Annotated in this window: 17 protein-coding genes and 1 pseudogene; 14 read left to right on the top strand and 4 right to left on the bottom strand. The window is 41.6% G+C overall.

Going from position 1 to position 16699, the window contains the following annotated elements:
* Positions 1-154: 154 nt before the first annotated feature.
* The gene (gene mutY, locus MHI20_RS16020) at positions 155-1255 is read left to right on the top strand and encodes an A/G-specific adenine glycosylase (protein ID WP_268413554.1); all 1101 of its coding nucleotides are present in this window, start codon (positions 155-157) and stop codon (positions 1253-1255) included.
* On the opposite strand, the gene MHI20_RS16015 is transcribed toward mutY, so the two are convergent.
* Entirely contained in the window at positions 1242-1466 is a 225-nt protein-coding gene (locus MHI20_RS16015; RefSeq protein WP_008341962.1) for a hypothetical protein, read from the bottom strand. The two genes, mutY and MHI20_RS16015, sit on opposite strands and share 14 nt — an antisense overlap.
* A gap of 81 nt (positions 1467-1547) precedes the next feature.
* On the opposite strand from MHI20_RS16015, the gene fabL reads away from it, so the two are divergent.
* The 10 genes and pseudogenes from fabL (at position 1548) to MHI20_RS15965 (ending at position 11096) form a co-directional block, all read left to right on the top strand.
* On the top strand, positions 1548-2300 hold the full coding sequence (fabL, locus tag MHI20_RS16010) for an enoyl-[acyl-carrier-protein] reductase FabL (protein ID WP_007496726.1): 753 nt from the start codon (positions 1548-1550) through the stop codon (positions 2298-2300).
* Positions 2301-2375: 75 nt separating this feature from the next.
* A pseudogene (locus MHI20_RS16005) lies at positions 2376-2525 on the top strand (gamma-type small acid-soluble spore protein); the annotation flags it as partial.
* A gap of 174 nt (positions 2526-2699) precedes the next feature.
* Positions 2700-2960, top strand: a complete 261-nt coding sequence (locus MHI20_RS16000; RefSeq protein WP_039167929.1) for a YgaB family protein — start codon at positions 2700-2702, stop codon at positions 2958-2960.
* Positions 2961-3107: 147 nt separating this feature from the next.
* Positions 3108-3638, top strand: coding sequence for a nucleoside tri-diphosphate phosphatase (gene ntdP / locus MHI20_RS15995; RefSeq protein ID WP_008341956.1), 531 nt, complete (start codon positions 3108-3110; stop codon positions 3636-3638).
* Between the two features lie 95 nt (positions 3639-3733).
* Positions 3734-5476, top strand: coding sequence for an ABC transporter ATP-binding protein (locus tag MHI20_RS15990; protein WP_008341950.1), 1743 nt, complete (start codon positions 3734-3736; stop codon positions 5474-5476).
* 112 nt (positions 5477-5588) lie between these two features.
* Positions 5589-6611: an ABC transporter ATP-binding protein gene (locus tag MHI20_RS15985; protein WP_025206976.1), complete on the top strand. Its 1023-nt coding sequence runs from the start codon at positions 5589-5591 to the stop codon at positions 6609-6611.
* On the top strand, positions 6580-7557 hold the full coding sequence (locus MHI20_RS15980) for an ABC transporter ATP-binding protein (protein ID WP_084231714.1): 978 nt from the start codon (positions 6580-6582) through the stop codon (positions 7555-7557). The genes MHI20_RS15985 and MHI20_RS15980 overlap by 32 nt, the downstream gene beginning before the upstream one ends.
* A complete protein-coding gene (locus MHI20_RS15975) occupies positions 7532-9118 on the top strand; it encodes an ABC transporter substrate-binding protein (protein ID WP_017358851.1) in 1587 nt (528 codons plus the stop codon). The genes MHI20_RS15980 and MHI20_RS15975 overlap by 26 nt, the downstream gene beginning before the upstream one ends.
* Before the next feature lie 61 nt (positions 9119-9179).
* Complete coding sequence (locus tag MHI20_RS15970; RefSeq protein ID WP_007496737.1) at positions 9180-10181, top strand: ABC transporter permease; 1002 nt, start codon at positions 9180-9182, stop codon at positions 10179-10181.
* Positions 10182-10199: 18 nt separating this feature from the next.
* Entirely contained in the window at positions 10200-11096 is an 897-nt protein-coding gene (locus tag MHI20_RS15965) for an ABC transporter permease (protein ID WP_007496739.1), read from the top strand.
* Positions 11097-11321: 225 nt separating this feature from the next.
* Here MHI20_RS15965 and MHI20_RS15960 read toward each other — a convergent pair whose 3' ends face one another.
* On the bottom strand, positions 11322-12395 hold the full coding sequence (locus MHI20_RS15960; protein WP_025206980.1) for an FUSC family protein: 1074 nt from the start codon (positions 12393-12395) through the stop codon (positions 11322-11324).
* A gap of 247 nt (positions 12396-12642) precedes the next feature.
* The gene (locus MHI20_RS15955; protein ID WP_024718257.1) at positions 12643-13938 is read right to left on the bottom strand and encodes a glutamate-1-semialdehyde 2,1-aminomutase; all 1296 of its coding nucleotides are present in this window, start codon (positions 13936-13938) and stop codon (positions 12643-12645) included.
* A 129-nt stretch (positions 13939-14067) separates the two neighbouring features.
* Here MHI20_RS15955 and bcp point away from each other — a divergent pair, with 129 nt between their 5' ends.
* The gene (gene bcp, locus MHI20_RS15950) at positions 14068-14535 is read left to right on the top strand and encodes a thioredoxin-dependent thiol peroxidase (protein WP_340939726.1); all 468 of its coding nucleotides are present in this window, start codon (positions 14068-14070) and stop codon (positions 14533-14535) included.
* A 159-nt stretch (positions 14536-14694) separates the two neighbouring features.
* Positions 14695-15132: a peroxide-responsive transcriptional repressor PerR gene (gene perR / locus MHI20_RS15945; RefSeq protein ID WP_003217782.1), complete on the top strand. Its 438-nt coding sequence runs from the start codon at positions 14695-14697 to the stop codon at positions 15130-15132.
* A gap of 35 nt (positions 15133-15167) precedes the next feature.
* Here perR and MHI20_RS15940 read toward each other — a convergent pair whose 3' ends face one another.
* Positions 15168-15515, bottom strand: a complete 348-nt coding sequence (locus tag MHI20_RS15940; protein WP_007496750.1) for a YgzB family protein — start codon at positions 15513-15515, stop codon at positions 15168-15170.
* Between the two features lie 189 nt (positions 15516-15704).
* On the opposite strand from MHI20_RS15940, the gene MHI20_RS15935 reads away from it, so the two are divergent.
* On the top strand, positions 15705-16583 hold the full coding sequence (locus tag MHI20_RS15935) for a nucleotidyltransferase-like protein (RefSeq protein WP_327855168.1): 879 nt from the start codon (positions 15705-15707) through the stop codon (positions 16581-16583).
* The last annotated feature ends 116 nt before the right edge of the window (positions 16584-16699 follow it).

The raw sequence follows: 16699 nt of genomic DNA, 5'->3' as shown, positions 1-16699 counted from the left end.
TACAAAGTATACGTCTCTCATCAAGACTATGTGCAAAATCACTTTTGCTTTATCTCGATTTAATGTAACATGTTAACGTATCTACAAACAGTATACAACAAATAAGGTTCTTTTCAGAACGTTAGCCCTCGGTCCAATGAGAAGGAGTATAGAGATGAAAGACATTCAAGAAAAGCTGGACCGCAAAGATATTGCGGGCTTTCAGCATGATTTAATCGATTGGTATGAAAAAGAACAACGAACACTTCCATGGCGTGAAAATCAAGATCCATATCGCGTCTGGGTATCAGAAGTGATGCTCCAGCAAACAAGAGTGGATACGGTCATTCCGTACTTCAATCGGTTTATGGAGCAATTCCCGACGGTGAAGGATCTTGCTTTAGCTGATGAAGAAAAGGTCATGAAAGCATGGGAAGGTCTTGGCTACTACTCACGAGTGCGTAATTTACAGGCAGCTGTGAAAGAAGTCTATGAATCCTACGGGGGCGTTGTCCCTGATACGAAAGAACAATTTTCAAAACTGAAAGGTGTAGGCCCGTATACGAGCGGCGCAGTGCTGAGTATCGCCTATAACAAGCCATACCCTGCGGTAGACGGCAACGTGATGAGGGTCATTTCCCGTATCTTGTCCATATGGGATGATATTGCAAAACCAAAAACGAGAAACATTTTCGAATTTGCGGTTGATCAGCTCATTTCCCGGGAAAAGCCGTCAGAATTCAATCAAGGGCTAATGGAGCTAGGTGCACTTATTTGCACCCCAACCTCTCCTGCATGCCTCATTTGTCCTGTAAACATGCATTGCTCGGCACTTGAGGAAGGCGTTCAGCATGAGCTGCCGGTGAAAAGTAAAAAGAAAAAGCCGACTGCGAAATCAATGGCAGCAGTGGTGTTATTTGATGATGCAGGCCACCTTTATATTCATAAGCGTCCAAGTACAGGTCTGCTTGCGAATTTATGGGAGTTCCCAAACATGGAAACAATGAAGGGAAGAAAAACGGAAAAAGAGCAGCTGATTGATTTCTTACAAGAGGAAGCGGGTGTACAAGCAGAACTTGGTGATTTAGAAGGCACCATTCAACATGTATTTACCCACCTCATCTGGAATATTTCTGTTTTCTTTGGACGTGTGACCTCTGTATCTGATGACACGATGCTGAAAAAAGTCACAACAGAAGAATTTGAGGCATATGCTTTGCCAGTCTCACATCAAAAAATATGGACGATGGCACTTGAACAGCCTAGTCATATTTAACCGTTGTACCATGGGTATAATCGGCTTCATTTCGGTGCAGACCCCCGCGGTTTTCAATTTCAGAAATGATTTCTCGATACTTAGATTGCCCTTCTTCGTTTAAATAAGGTAAAATTTGTTGGAAAGCATGATGAAAAAAAGCAAGCTCAGTATCTTTCCATTGATCCTTTGACATCATGCCAAGCTGGCTTAAATCGCGTCCGACATACATGAATGTAACCTCCTAATAGGAACTTTCCTATTAGTGTGAAGCGAATGGACGAAAACTATTCAAATCAGGAGATGAACCATAATGAACAAGCGTAAATGTGCACTAATTACAGGCAGCAGTAGAGGTGTCGGGAAAGAAGTAGCCCTTCGCCTGGCTGAAAAAGGATATGACATTGTCATTAACTATGCAAGAAGCAAAAAAGCAGCACTTGAAACAGCTGAAGAAATTGAAGCGATGGGTGTTAAAACTTTAGTTGTCAAAGCCAACGTTGGTCAGCCAGAGAAAATCAAAGACATGTTCCAGCAAATTGACGAAACGTTTGGCCGTTTAGACGTATTTGTGAACAATGCGGCATCTGGCGTTCAGCGTCCAATCATGGATCTTGAAGAAAATCATTGGGACTGGACCATGAATATCAATGCGAAAGCCTTGTTATTCTGCGGACAAGAAGCAGCCAAATTAATGGAGAAAAACGGCGGCGGACATATCGTCAGCATTAGCTCACTAGGCTCCATCCGCTACCTTGAAAACTACACGGTGGTCGGTGTATCTAAAGCAGCACTAGAAGCTTTGACACGCTATCTATCCGTTGAGTTGTCACAAAAAAATATCGTCGTAAATGCCGTATCAGGCGGCGCCATCGATACAGATGCACTCAAGCACTTCCCAAATCGTGAAGAGCTATTAGAAGATGCCAAGAAAAATACACCAGCAGGCCGTATGGTGGAAATTAAAGACATGGTCGACAGTGTAGAATTCCTTGTATCAGGCAAAGCAGATATGATTAGAGGACAGACGATTATCGTCGATGGCGGACGTTCTTTGCTTGTTTAAAAAAATCATGAATAAGATGTACACCTTCTGCACAAATTAATGTGCGTGGAGGTGATAATGATGGATAAACAACAAAACAAAACAAACGCACAACAAGTGAAAAAACAAAACCAAGCTGCTGCACAAGGCGGTCAATATGGCACTGAATTTGCTAGCGAGACTGACGCACAGCACGTAAAAAAATACAACCAAAAAGCTGAGCAAAACAAACAACAAAACAGCTAATCACTGAAACAAAGGGAAGCACTTCATCTACGAATGAAGTGCTTTTCTTTTTGCCTCTCCCCACCATCCGACAAAACCTGTAAAACCTCTACATAAACAGTCAAAGGACTTCTTCCTTCTTTCAAGAAATGGTATAGATACAAAAAGTCGATACGAATGAAAGGGAGGAGTTAGATGTCTGATTTCGACCAGCTTGTCAAAGAACAAATGCAGCTTATGGATCAACTGCTCGATGTACAAGGAGAACTTGATCTGTACTTAGAGACAGAAAAACGATTGCTGCAAGGTGAAAAAAAGGAAGAGCGGCATAAGCTTCATGATCAAATCAAACAGAAACGAGAGGAACTGCAAAAAGTCCAAACACTATTTACAAAACAGACTGAACAAGTCATCAATTCGTATAAACAAATGGAGAAGAGCTCAACCGTGATGTAAAAGAGTGTGCCGTTCAATTGGGTTGAATGGCTTTTTCATTTCATTTTTTAATGATGTAACGGTATAATATAATAGAGACATGTTTAGTTGGGAAATTAGGTCTTTGGACTGTTAGGTTTGTTTGTTATAGAAAGTAGGGGAGAAAATATGGGCTATCCCAAGGAAGGAGAAACCATCCAAATTCAAAGCTATAAACATAATGGCTTGATCCACAGGATTTGGAATGAAACCACCATTCTGAAAGCAACGGAATTGTGTATCATTGGTGCAAACGATCGAACAATGGTGACTGAATCCGATGGCCGAACATGGATGACAAGAGAACCGGCTATTTGCTATTTTCATGCAAAACAATGGTTTAATGTCATTGGGATGCTTCGAGATGATGGGGTGTATTATTACTGCAACATCAGCTCTCCTTTTGCGACAGATGAAGAGGCGATTAAGTATATTGATTACGACTTAGATGTCAAAGTCTTTCCGGACATGACGTATAATATTTTGGATGAGGATGAATATGCAGATCATAAGAGGCAGATGAATTATCCAAAAGAAATCGATAGTATCTTACGAGAGCATCTAAATACATTACTGCATTGGATTCACCAGCGGAAGGGACCGTTTGCTCCAGAATTTGTGGATATGTGGTATGAACGTTTTTTGCGTTATACAAAATAAGTAACAGCAGCTAAAACCTGTTTGGCTTTTCAAAGCCAACAGGTTTTTGATTGCGTACGGATAAGAGGCACTGATAGATTGGGAAGGAGATTTACATGGGGGTCATAAAACGTTACATGGCTTTTGTAACACCGTATAAAAAACAGATTGCATTGACAATGGTGATCGGAATGATTAAGTTCTCGATCCCCTTAACATTGCCTCTGCTTTTAAAGTATGTCATTGATGATGTGATTCAAGGCTCTGGATCGGCTGAAGAAAAAACATCCACTCTCTTTATTATTATGGGAATCATGCTTGTATTATTTTTAGTGATGAGACCGCCTGTTGAGTACTACAGACAATACTATGCGCAGTGGACAGGCAGTAAAGTATTATTTGATATTCGGGAAAAACTGTTCTCGCACATTCAAAAGTTGAGCCTTCGTTATTACGCCAACACGAGAACAGGGGAAATTATTTCAAGGGTCATCAACGATGTTGAGCAAACAAAGGAATTTGTCATCACAGGGCTTATGAACATTTGGCTTGATTTGATGACCGTCCTGATTGTGATAGCCATTATGTGTACACTGGATCTTAAACTCACCATTGTGTCTGTCATTATTTTTCCGCTGTATGCGTTAGCAGTGAAGTATTTTTACGGACGGCTTCGCAAGCTGACAAAAGAGCGGTCGCAGGCACTGGCTGAGGTACAAGGGCACCTGCATGAGCGAGTACAAGGAATGCCTGTCATTCGCAGCTTTGCGATTGAAGAATACGAACAAGAGAATTTTCACGATGAAAATAAAAATTTCTTAAACAAAGCGATCAATCATACGAATTGGAATGCCAAAACATTCGCTGTCGTCAATACGATCACAGACATTGCGCCGCTGCTCATCATTGCTTTTGCTGGTTATACCGTCATTAACGGGTCGCTTTCAATTGGGACAATGATTGCCTTTGTCGGCTACATTGATCGGATGTACAACCCGATTCGCCGTCTCATTAACTCATCGACGACTTTAACTCAGTCAGTAGCATCAATGGATCGTATTTTTGAGTTTATTGATGAACCGTATGAAGTAACAGACAAGCCGAATGCAAAAGAAGCCAATCACTTAAAAGGAGAGGTAGAATTTAAAGATGTGTCGTTCCGTTACGAACATACACAGGAAGAAATTTTACACAATATCTCCTTGAAAGTAGAAAAAGGTCAAACCGTTGCGCTTGTAGGAATGAGCGGCGGAGGGAAGTCGACGCTCGTCAGCTTAATTCCAAGATTTTATGATGTCACAAGCGGATCACTCGAAATTGACGGCATTGATATTAAAGAGTACAAGGCAAGAAGCCTCCGGAATCAAGTCGGGATGGTCCTCCAAGATACATTCTTATTCAGTGACACCATTAAAGAAAATATCGCTGTGGGAGACCCAGAAGCATCCTTTGAGAAAATTGTGTCGGCGGCCAAAGCGGCTAATGCCCATGAGTTCATCATGTCTCTTCCTGAAGGATATGACACAAAGGTAGGAGAACGTGGCGTAAAGCTGTCAGGCGGTCAAAAACAACGAATTTCAATTGCGAGGGTATTTCTTAAAAATCCACCGCTGCTTATTTTAGACGAAGCGACGTCTGCGCTTGATTTAGAAAGTGAACATTATATTCAAGAAGCGATGCAAAAGCTGGCAAAAGATCGCACAACTTTTATTGTTGCGCACCGTTTATCAACGATTACACATGCGGACCTCATTGTGGTCATGGAACAAGGCGAGATTGTGGAAAAAGGAACACATGAGGAATTAATGAACCGAGACAGCCACTATCGCCATCTATTTACCATTCAAACATTAAATTAGTAGAAGCCTATCCGATTCTAGCGGATAGGCTTTTTTATGCTTGTCAAAAACATGACATATTTCCCAGCTTGTCTCAATACAATTTTAAAAAGTATGACGGGGTGGTGAAGATGTGAAAGAACAAGAAGTATTGCTAGATGTCAAACAGCTGTCCATTGCCTTTCAGCAAAAAAAGCAGAGAGTGCCGATCGTCCATGACATCTCATTCTCTATTCAAAAAGGAGAAACCTTAGGTATTGTGGGCGAATCTGGCTGCGGGAAAAGCATCACATCGATGTCTTTAATGGGGCTGAATCACCAAACAGAAACAACAGGTCATATACAATTTGAAGGTCAAAACCTGCTGTCACTTTCGGAGAAACAATGGCGAGAGGTCAGAGGGAATGACATTTCAATGATTTTCCAGGAACCCATGACTTCTCTCAATCCACTCATGACCATCGGCAAGCAAATGACAGAAGCCCTTTTTACACATCAGGCTATCAGCCAAAAAGAAGCAAAAGTGAAGGCAGTAGATTTGCTTCAAACGGTTGGCCTGAAACAAGCAGCGTCATTACTCAAAAAATATCCACATGAACTATCGGGCGGCATGCGTCAGCGTGTGATGATTGCGATGGCGATGCTGTGTCACCCAAAGCTCATGATTGCAGATGAACCAACGACTGCACTTGATGTCACCATCCAAGCACAAATTCTTCGTTTGCTCAAAAAGTTAAATGAAGAGATGGACACTGCTATTTTATTTATTACTCATGATTTAGGCGTCGTGCGGCAAATATGCCAGCGTGTCATGATTATGTATGCCGGTCGAATCGTAGAAGAAGGAACCGTTGACCGTATTTTCCAAAAACCTCTCCATCCCTACACGAAAGGTCTTTTCGCCTCTGTTCCATCATTTAAAGAGAAAAAAGAAAAACTCATGTCTATTGCGGGTCATGTACCTAAGCCAGGAGCTATTCGGTCCGGCTGTCAATTTGCACCACGCTGTCCATATCAAATGACGCAATGTCTTGAAAAAGACCCATCTTTACAATCCATTTCACACAATCACCGCGTCGCATGTTTTCTAATGGAAGGAGGAGAAGACACTGAATCACCCACTGTTGCAAGTGAATCAACTGACGAAGCGTTATGACACATCGGCATTTTTTTCTAAACACAAACAGACGACTTTGGCTTTAAATCAAGTGTCCTTTCACGTGAAAGAAGGAGAGACGCTCGGCATTGTGGGCGAATCTGGCTGCGGGAAATCAACCCTTGGCAAAAGCTTAATGAGATTAATCGAACCGACTTCTGGCTCAATCCAAATGAAAGGAAAAGAAGTGACGCTTCTGAAAGAACGAGACATGCGTTCCTTCAGAAAAGACATTCAAATGATTTTCCAAGATCCATACGCTTCCTTAAATCCACGAATGAAAATCAAAGACATTTTAGAAGAACCGCTCATTGTTCATAAACATGGAACAAAAGCAGAAAGACAAAAGCGGGTAAAAGAGATGCTGCACATTGTTGGGTTTGACCCATCCTATGGAGACCGTTATGCGCACCAATTCAGCGGCGGTCAGAGGCAGCGTATTGGAATTGCTAGGGCGCTCATTACTCATCCAAGTCTTGTGATTGCCGATGAGCCAGTTTCCGCTTTAGATGTATCGGTTCAAGCACAAATATTGAATTTAATGCTCGAATTGCAAAAGACGCTTTCTCTGACGTACTTGTTTATTTCTCACGATCTAGGCGTTGTCAAGTATATGAGCGACCGAATTGCAGTGATGTACGCTGGCCGTATTGTAGAAATGGGTCCTGCGGAGGACGTATTTCACAATCCGCTTCATCCTTATACATCGCTTCTTCTGAAATCCATTCCACATATGGATCACGTGCTGGAAACGCAGGATGTGTCAGCGGAAGAATCCACCCTGGTGTCAGAAGATGGCTGTCCTTTCTATAAAAGATGTCCAAAAAGGTGGGCGCAATGCTTGCAAGCTGTTCCGCCTTTGTATGAAGAGGAAACAGGTCATGCAGCTGCGTGCTATTTATATCAAAAGGAGGAACACAATGAAGAAGACATGGTTATTCAGTAGTTTCATTTTTGTGCTGGCACTTGCGTTATTTTTAGGTGGCTGTTCATCTTCATCAACATCAGAAGAAAAAGCCACAAAAGACACTCTCGTATTCGGCAGAGGAGGAGACTCTACGTCACTTGATCCGATTACAACAACAGAAGGCGAAACCTTCAAGGTCACAGAGAATATGTTTGAAAAGCTTTTGAATTACGGTGAAAAAGACACGACCATCCATCCGGGCCTCGCAACAGAATGGGATGTTGCGAAGGACGGAAAATCGTACACGTTCTACTTAAGAGAAGGTGTGAAATTTCACGATGGCACAGACTTTAATGCAGAAGCAGTGAAATTCAACTTTGACCGCTGGATGAATGGAGATGCCGAAAAATTTCCTTACTACGGCATGTTTGGCGGCTATAAAAAAGATAAAGGGCATGTCATTAAAGACATCATCGTCAAAGGAGAGCATGAAATTGAATTTCAACTCAAACGCCCGCAAGCAACATTTCTGAAAAACATCGCCATGTCACCATTTGGTATCGCTAGTCCTGCAGCAGTTGAAAAAAGTGGTGATTCATTTAGAGAAAACCCAGTGGGCACAGGACCATTTAAGTTTAAAGAATGGAAGCAGAACGACCGTATTGTCTTAGAAAAGAACGAAGATTACTGGCAAAAAGATAAACCAAAACTGAAACAAATCATCTTCCGCTCTATTCCTGAAAACTCTGCTCGTTTAAATGCGCTTAAAACAGGCGAAATCGACTTGATGGATGGCGTCAATCCGTCCGATTTAGATGGCATTAAAACAGACAAAGCGCTCCAGCTGATTGAAAGACCATCCATGAACGTAGGTTATATCGGGCTGACAGTGACTAGAAAGCCGCTTGATAACAAGTTGGTTCGTCAGGCGCTCAATTATGCAGTTGATAAAGAATCAATCATAGAGTCGTTTTATGGAGGGCTTGCTGAACCAGCAAAAAATCCACTTCCTCCGTCATTAGAAGGCTACAATGACGAGATTGAGCCATATCCATATGATCCGGAAAAAGCAAAAGAACTATTGAAAGAGGCAGGCTTCCCTGACGGTTTTCGCATCAAGCTTTGGGCAATGCCTGTGCCGCGTCCATATATGCCAGACGGGATGAAGGTAGCTGAAGTCATTCAGTCAAACTTTGAAAAAGTTGGTGTCAAAGCCGAAATCGTCACATATGATTGGGCGACTTATTTAGATAAAGCAAGTAAAGGCGAAGCAGATGTGTTCTTATTAGGATGGACAGGGGACAATGGCGATCCTGATAATTTCATCTATACATTATTAGATAAAGACAGTATTGGCGGTAACAACTATACATTCTTCCAAAACGATAAAATGCATGACATCCTCATTGAAGCGCAGACCGATACGGATCAAAAGAAGCGAAATGAATTATATCAAGAAGCTCAAGAAATCATTCATGATGAAGCACCTTGGATTCCATTAGTCCATTCAATTCCAATGCTTGCCGCATCTAAAGATTTAAAAGGCTACCAGCCGCATCCGACTGGTTCCGAAGCATTGACTGACGTATATTTCGAATAAGCAAATAAGGGAGATCGTTCGATCTCCCTTATCCAAACAATGAAAAGGCGGTGAAAGCTGTTTGTTTGCTTATTGTATGAAGCGAGCAGGAATGCTCATTCCAGTACTGATCGGAATGACCTTAGTTGTATTTTCTATTATTCGGTTTATCCCTGGAAATCCGGCGCAGGTCATCTTAGGACAGCGGGCAACGAAAGAAGCAGTAGAGCAATTGACGATTCAGCTTGGTTTAGACCAGCCGTGGTACGTACAATATGGTCACTACATGCTGGGGCTTTTAAAAGGCGATCTAGGGACTTCCATACGAACAGGAGCGGCTATTGCCCAGGAAATGAAGCCTTACTTATTCGCTACATTAGAATTGACTTTCTTCGCTATGTTGCTGGCGATTATTGTCGGTGTGAATGCCGGAATCATTAGTGCGTGGTTTAAACATTCTTTCTTTGATTATGTGGCCATGTTTATTGCGCTCATTGGGGTGTCCATGCCGATTTTCTGGTTAGGCTTAATGGGACAGTGGCTATTCTCGATTGAATTAGGTATTTTGCCGACTACAGGACGAGAAAACGTCAGAAATCCGGTAGAGTCGATCACCTATATTCATACGCTGGACACGCTTTTGCAAGGGCGATTTGATCAATTCTTTGACAGCATCAAGCATTTAATTTTACCAAGTACCGCTCTCGCAACGATTCCTGCTGCGATTATTGCAAGGATTACGAGGGCAAGTATGTTGGAAGTCCTTCATTCAGATTTTATTCGAACAGCAAAAGCAAAAGGGGTACGTTCATTTTTCATCATTTATCAGCATGGGCTGAAAAATGCGCTCATTCCGATTTTAACGATTATTGGTCTTCAAACAGGTCTCTTGCTAGGCGGAGCCATTTTAACAGAAACGATCTTTGCTTGGCCGGGAATTGGGCGGTATATTTACGATGCAATTAGCTATCGTGATTATCCTGTTATTCAAACTGGCATTCTTGTTGTTGCGCTCATATTTGTGCTGATCAATTTCATTGTGGATATCTTGTATGCAGTCATTGATCCGAGGATTAAATACTAGAGAAGGGAGAGTGACGACATGGAAGCGCAAAAAGAGCTTCAAGCACCTAAACAAAAGGAAGAACGCTCTCAATCACTGATTCTTGAATCGATGAAACTGTTCTTTCAGCACAAGCTGGCGGTCATTGGCACTGTGATTGTCTTTTTATTTCTGATCCTAGCAATCTTTGCACCGCTCATTGCTCCTTATGGAATCAACGAGCAGTCACTAGGCGAACGATTTAGTGCCCCTTCAGCTGCGCATTGGTTTGGTACGGATGATTTCGGGAGAGACATATTTTCTAGAGTGGTGCATGGAGCTCGAATTTCATTATGGGTGGGTTTCTTCTCCGTTCTCGGGTCGGTTATTTTAGGGACATTGCTTGGATTGATGGCAGGTTACGGCGGTAGATTACTGGATGCTGTCATCTCAAGACTATTTGATATTTTACTCGCTTTTCCTAGCATACTATTAGCGATTGCGATTGTTTCCATCTTAGGACCTTCCTTACAAAATGCCCTTATTGCCATAGCGATTATTAACGTCCCCACATTTGGCCGGCTGGTTCGTTCAAAGGTGCTGAGCATTAAGCAAGAAGAATATGTTTTAGCAGCAAAGGCAGTCGGGATGTCACACCGCCGTATTGTTCTTCGTCACATTCTACCAAATAGTATGGTGCCGGTGATCGTTCAGGCGACGCTTGCGATTGGTACAGCCATTATCGAAGCGGCCGCCTTGGGGTTTTTAGGATTAGGTGCACAAGCGCCAAGCCCAGAGTGGGGAAAAATGCTTGCAGATGCGAGACCTTATCTCGTACAAGCGCCATGGACTTTATTTTTCCCGGGGATTGCGATCATGCTGACGGTTCTTGGCTTTAACTTGATGGGAGATGGATTAAGAGACACCCTTGATCCTAAAATGAAGAAAATAAAATAAGACCGATTCTAAGAATCGGTCACAGCGTGTAGACAAACCCCGCATTCTTTGACAGTCCTGCGTGCTGGTGCTCACGAATATGGCATTCGCTCCGCTCCAGTACTCGTCCTTCCTTGATTTCAAGGGTTTTCAACTACGCTGAAAAGAAGACAAAGGGCTAAATAAAGATCATTTTAGCCCTTTGTCAAAAATGTAAGCCCGATTCTTAGAATCGGGCTTTTGTATTTAAGCTTCTTTTTCTTCTGTCTCTATCTCACTATCTTTTGGGTGATACGTTTGGAAGCTTGTAATCAAAGTATCTAGATGCTCCAATTCATCACGGTATTCAATAATACTCGACATCACATTCAGCATATTGTAATCCAGCAAGTCGTTTTCTTGATTTTGCTGATGCTGAATAAATGATTTCGTTAATGCTTCAAGACGAAGAGAGCATTCATTCTGAAAATCATCGTCCTGCGGTTTCATTTTTCCAACAAACTTCATCAAGGTACGTTCATGCCAATAAAGCAAATAATCAATCTCATCTGTTAAGCTCTCTCTGAAATGCTCTGGCATCAAATGAATTTCATTTTCTAACTTATGAAGCTTTTTCAGCAAGTACAGCGCTCGATTAGACGTCATGATTGCCTGTCTGAATAAAACAAGCTTTCTAGATTTGACATAAGTTGTTTTCTTTAAATAGCTTCGTTCTTCTTTGTATAACAAGTAAATGTGATCTAATTTGATCATACGTTCTTTTATTTGATCGATGTCATCCTTTAAAGTGGAATGATCAGTAGACTGTCTGGAGCTCAGACGGATCCATTTTAAAATCTCCTCCGTATTTTCCATAATGTGATGAACAAGCTTTGTTTCATACTTTGGCGGCAGGAAAATCAAATTCACTAAAAATGAAGAAAGTACGCCTAACACCACAGTTGCTGTTCGAATTAAGGCAAAGGAAAGGAAATGATCCCCTGCACTTTCTAAAATCGCGATGACGGTTACGAGTGCAATCGGAATCGTGTGTTCAATCTTCAGCTTTAAATTAATCGCAATGACCATGACGGCAGTTAAGCCGATGATGACTGGTCCTGTGCCAAAAAGCAGACCGAACGTAATGGCAAGTGCTGCTCCAATAATATTGGCTTGCACTTGATCAACAATCGTTAAAAATGATCGATAAATAGATGGCTGGATAGCAAATACAGCTGCAATTCCCGCGAAGACGGGTGTCGGCAACCCAAGCCATGTTGCCAGGTAAAGCGCGAGTACAATGGCAATACCAGTTTTTAAAATACGGGCTCCAAGTTTCATTGGTTTTGTCCCTGCATTCCTTTCTTTTCGATAATAGATGACCACTTGTCATATATCATAAATATTTTGATGAAACAACTAAGTAATATACAGCGGTCTTCCGAAATATTCAAGTGATTTTTGAAAGTTCATGAAAACATCAAAAGAAGGTATTGAGAAAAAATGTAACAGATTCACTCGCTTTTGACAATCAAGAGCTGGTAAATAAAAAAACAGACGCATGAATTTACGTCTGTTTTTCTCTTCATTATGATTGTTTCAGCTGTTCAAACGCATGATCTACTGCTTTGAGCGTTTCAGAAATATCATTTTCAGTATGTGCAATGGTTAAGAACCACGCTTCATATTTAGAAGGAGCGAGGTTAATACCTTGTGCGAGCATGAATTTAAAGAAACGGGCGAACATTTCACCATCCGTATTTTCAGCCTGCTCGTAGTTCACAATCGTTTCCTTTGTAAAATAAATGGTGAGAGCACCTTTTAAGCGATTCACTGTAATATCTACTTGATGTTTTTTTGCGTGGGCTAAAATTCCCTCTTCTAACATGGCACCGAGCTGATCAAGACGTTCGTAGATCCCGTCTTCTTTTAACACTTCCAAGCATGCAATACCAGAAAGGATAGAGGCGGGATTACCTGCCATCGTACCAGCTTGGTAGGCTGGTCCAAGCGGGGCGACTTGCTCCATAATTTCTTTTTTGCCGCCGTAAGCGCCGATTGGAAGACCGCCGCCGATAATTTTACCTAATGCAGTGAGGTCAGGTTTTACTTGAAGCAAGTCCTGTGCACCACCATACATAAAGCGGAAAGCTGTAATGACTTCATCATAGATGACTAGAGCCCCTTTTTCATGAGTCAGGTCATTAACCTGCTGTAGGAAACCGTCTTTAGGCTCTACGATGCCAAAGTTCCCGACAATTGGCTCAACAAGAACAGCTGCTACTTCATCACCCCAGCGGTCTAATGCTTCTTTGTAGCTGTCTATATCGTTGAATGGAACGGTAATGACTTCATTGGCAATACTTTTAGGCACGCCCGCTGAATCTGGTGTTCCTAAAGTGGAAGGTCCAGAGCCGGCCGCAACTAGCACAAGATCAGAATGGCCGTGGTAACATCCGGCAAACTTAATGATCTTTGTTCTGCCTGTATAAGCGCGAGCGACACGGATTGTCGTCATCACAGCTTCTGTCCCTGAATTGACAAAACGAACTTTGTCCAAAGCAGGCATCGCTTCCTTCAGCATCTTAGCAAAAGTGACTTCATGCTTCGTTGGTGTTCCGTAAAGGACACCCGTCTCGGCTGCTTTCGTGATGGCTTTTGTAATATGAGGATGAGCATGTCCCGTAATAATTGGACCGTATGCTGCTAAATAGTCGATATAACGGTTTCCGTCAACATCCCAAAAATAAGCGCCTTCGCCTTTTTCCATTGCAACAGGTGACCCGCCGCCCACTGCTTTATATGAACGAGATGGGCTGTTAACCCCTCCAACAATATGCTCCAGCGCCTCTTGATGTAATTTTTCTGATTCGGTGAATTTCATAAATAGCCTCCTATCTCAACGTATCACGTCGTCTATCATTATTTTAACATGCCGATGCAAGCGTCCTTAGTTGAATATCTTCTCGAAATTAGATAGGCTAATGAAAAAATAGGTTGGAGGGATTGTATCATGACAATCGAAGTGGGGCAGCAAGTACCTGATATTGAATTACTTGGTGATAATGGAGAGAAAGTAAAGCTCTCTGATTTTAAAGGGAAACACATTGTCCTTTATTTTTATCCAAAAGATATGACGCCGGGCTGCACAACGGAAGCCTGTGATTTTCGTGACCGCCATCAAAGCTTTGCGGAATTAGATGCTGTGATTATCGGCGTAAGCCCAGACGGTCAAGACAAGCACCAAAAGTTTAAAGAAAAACATGACTTACCTTTCCTGCTTCTTGTAGATGACGAACAAAAATTGTCTGAAGCTTTCGGTGTGTGGAGGCTGAAAAAGAACTTTGGTAAGGAATACATGGGAATTGAACGCTCAACGTTTCTTATTAATAAAGAAGGAAAGCTTGTGAAAGAGTGGCGTAAAGTAAAGGTGAAAGATCATGTGGAAGAAGCGCTTGAGGAACTGAAAGCTCACGCTTAATATGTTGGCGAGATGAGATCGGCAGTCGTGCCGGTCTTTTTTGTACAGAAGAATAGGTAAAAAAGAGGATTGTAATTGACAAAGTTTCGGCTCTGGGGGTACACTATTTATAAAGATTATAATATAAGAATATTTTTGAAAAGAGAGGTGCATGATGAAATGGCTGCTCACGAACTAAAAGATGCTTTAGACGCTCTAAAAGAAACCGGTGTTCGAATTACTCCGCAGCGCCATGCCATCTTGGAGTTTCTCGTAAATTCTATGACACACCCAACCGCGGACGATATATATAAGGCACTTGAAGGGAAATTTCCTAATATGAGTGTAGCAACGGTTTACAACAATTTACGAGTCTTCCGGGAATCTGGATTAGTAAAAGAATTAACGTATGGGGATTCCTCAAGCCGATTTGATTTTGCGACATCTGACCATTACCATGCGATTTGTGAAAACTGCGGAAAGATCGTTGACTTTCACTATCCTGGCCTTGATGAAGTAGAACAGCTTGCATCTCATGTGACAGGCTTTACAGTAAGTCATCATCGCTTGGAGATCTATGGCACTTGTCAAGAATGTGCAAAAAAAGAAAATCATTAATGAAAAAGCTGACCAGTTGAATGGTCAGCTTATTTTTATGACTTTTTTCGATTGTAGGATTCATCAAACTCTTTGCCTTCTAATGCTGGATCGAGTGTAAGTGGCTCTCTGCAATGCATGCACATGTCCACCCGCCCAAGCACTTTTGTTTCCTTCTCACAGCCTGGACATACGACACGGACTGCCTTCGTAGAAAGCATACCGATCCAAAAGTAAACGGCTGTACTCAATCCAATCGATAACACGCCGAGTAGCATAAAGAAGGTCGACAGCCAGACCGATTCCTTGAAGAACACACCGATATACATGATCAAAAAACCAACAAAAACCAAACTAAGTGCAAATGTTCTGATTTTATTAATCTTACTGGAGTATTTCGCCATCCCTAGTCCCCCTTATCTCCAATATAGCACATTTTACCTTTCTGTTTGAATTAGTTATAGAGTTTTGTGAATAAATTGCTTATAATGATTCAACGATCTTTTTTCATGTATTGAAGGAATTTTGATTCTATGAGGAGAAATACATAGCATTAGAGAAGAACCTTACACCCGAGTATTGGAGGAATCACTATGGAAAATCTTCTCCGTCCTATTTATCAAGAGAGAGCAAGTCATCCAGATACATTAGCTGTGATTATAGTAGAAAGAAGGCATAAAGTATCTTCTGAGACGGATAACTTTGATGCAGCGCTTCTAGTCATCGTAAAGAATGCGGAAGAACCGTTATTTATTAAGCACTATGAATCCGATCACCAGACAGCTTCTTTAAATGTTGTCACAGATGATCAGCTGAAGGAATGGATTACCTTAGGTACCAACAGGCGGATTATTGATTGGATTTTAAACGGAAAAGTCCTGTTTGATCGAAATGAATATATTTTCAACTTGATTGATGAACTGAGTACATTCCCGTTTTCTAACCGTAAGCTCAAAATTGGTTTAGAATATGGCAAGCTCATTCGCAGATATATAGAAGGAAAAGCATTTTTTGAATCAAATCAATTCCTCGATGCATATAATTCCATTGTGCATGCCCTGCATCATCTGGCGCGTATTGAAGTGATTGATAAAGGCTTCCACCCAGAAGTGACCGTTTGGAACCAAGTACGTCATATGGAGCCGGAAGTATATAAACTTTATTCAGAGTTGATTGAAAGCCACGAAAGTCTTCATAAACGGTTAGAACTTTTATTCCTAGCGAATGATTTCTTGATTCATTCAAAAGCAGAAATTGGTGCGGCTCATTTGCGTCATGTCATGGAACAGCAGGATATTTGGCTGTTTGGCGAGCTTCTTGCACATCCTGATCTCAAACATTTCACACCTGATCTTAGTGTGATGATTGATTTCTTTGTGGAAAAAGGAATTGTGCTAGTAGAGCCAATTGAGACGAAGGGGCAAAAAATCTATCATCGAGGATATTTTGTTAAAAAAGATATTGACGTATGAATATTATGATGGTATATTATTAAACGTCGCTAATGAGCAACCGAGTTGCTTTTAAAGAAAAGCGGACAAAAAGAAATTCAGAAAAACACTTGACGCACACGGCGCTCAAATGTTAT

The sequence above is a fragment of the Bacillus sp. FSL K6-1106 genome, assembly GCF_038005245.1.
Lineage (GTDB): Bacteria > Bacillota > Bacilli > Bacillales > Bacillaceae > Bacillus > Bacillus altitudinis.
The sequence above is the reverse complement of the archived record's forward strand: the minus strand, read 5'-3'. Positions and strand labels throughout refer to the sequence as shown.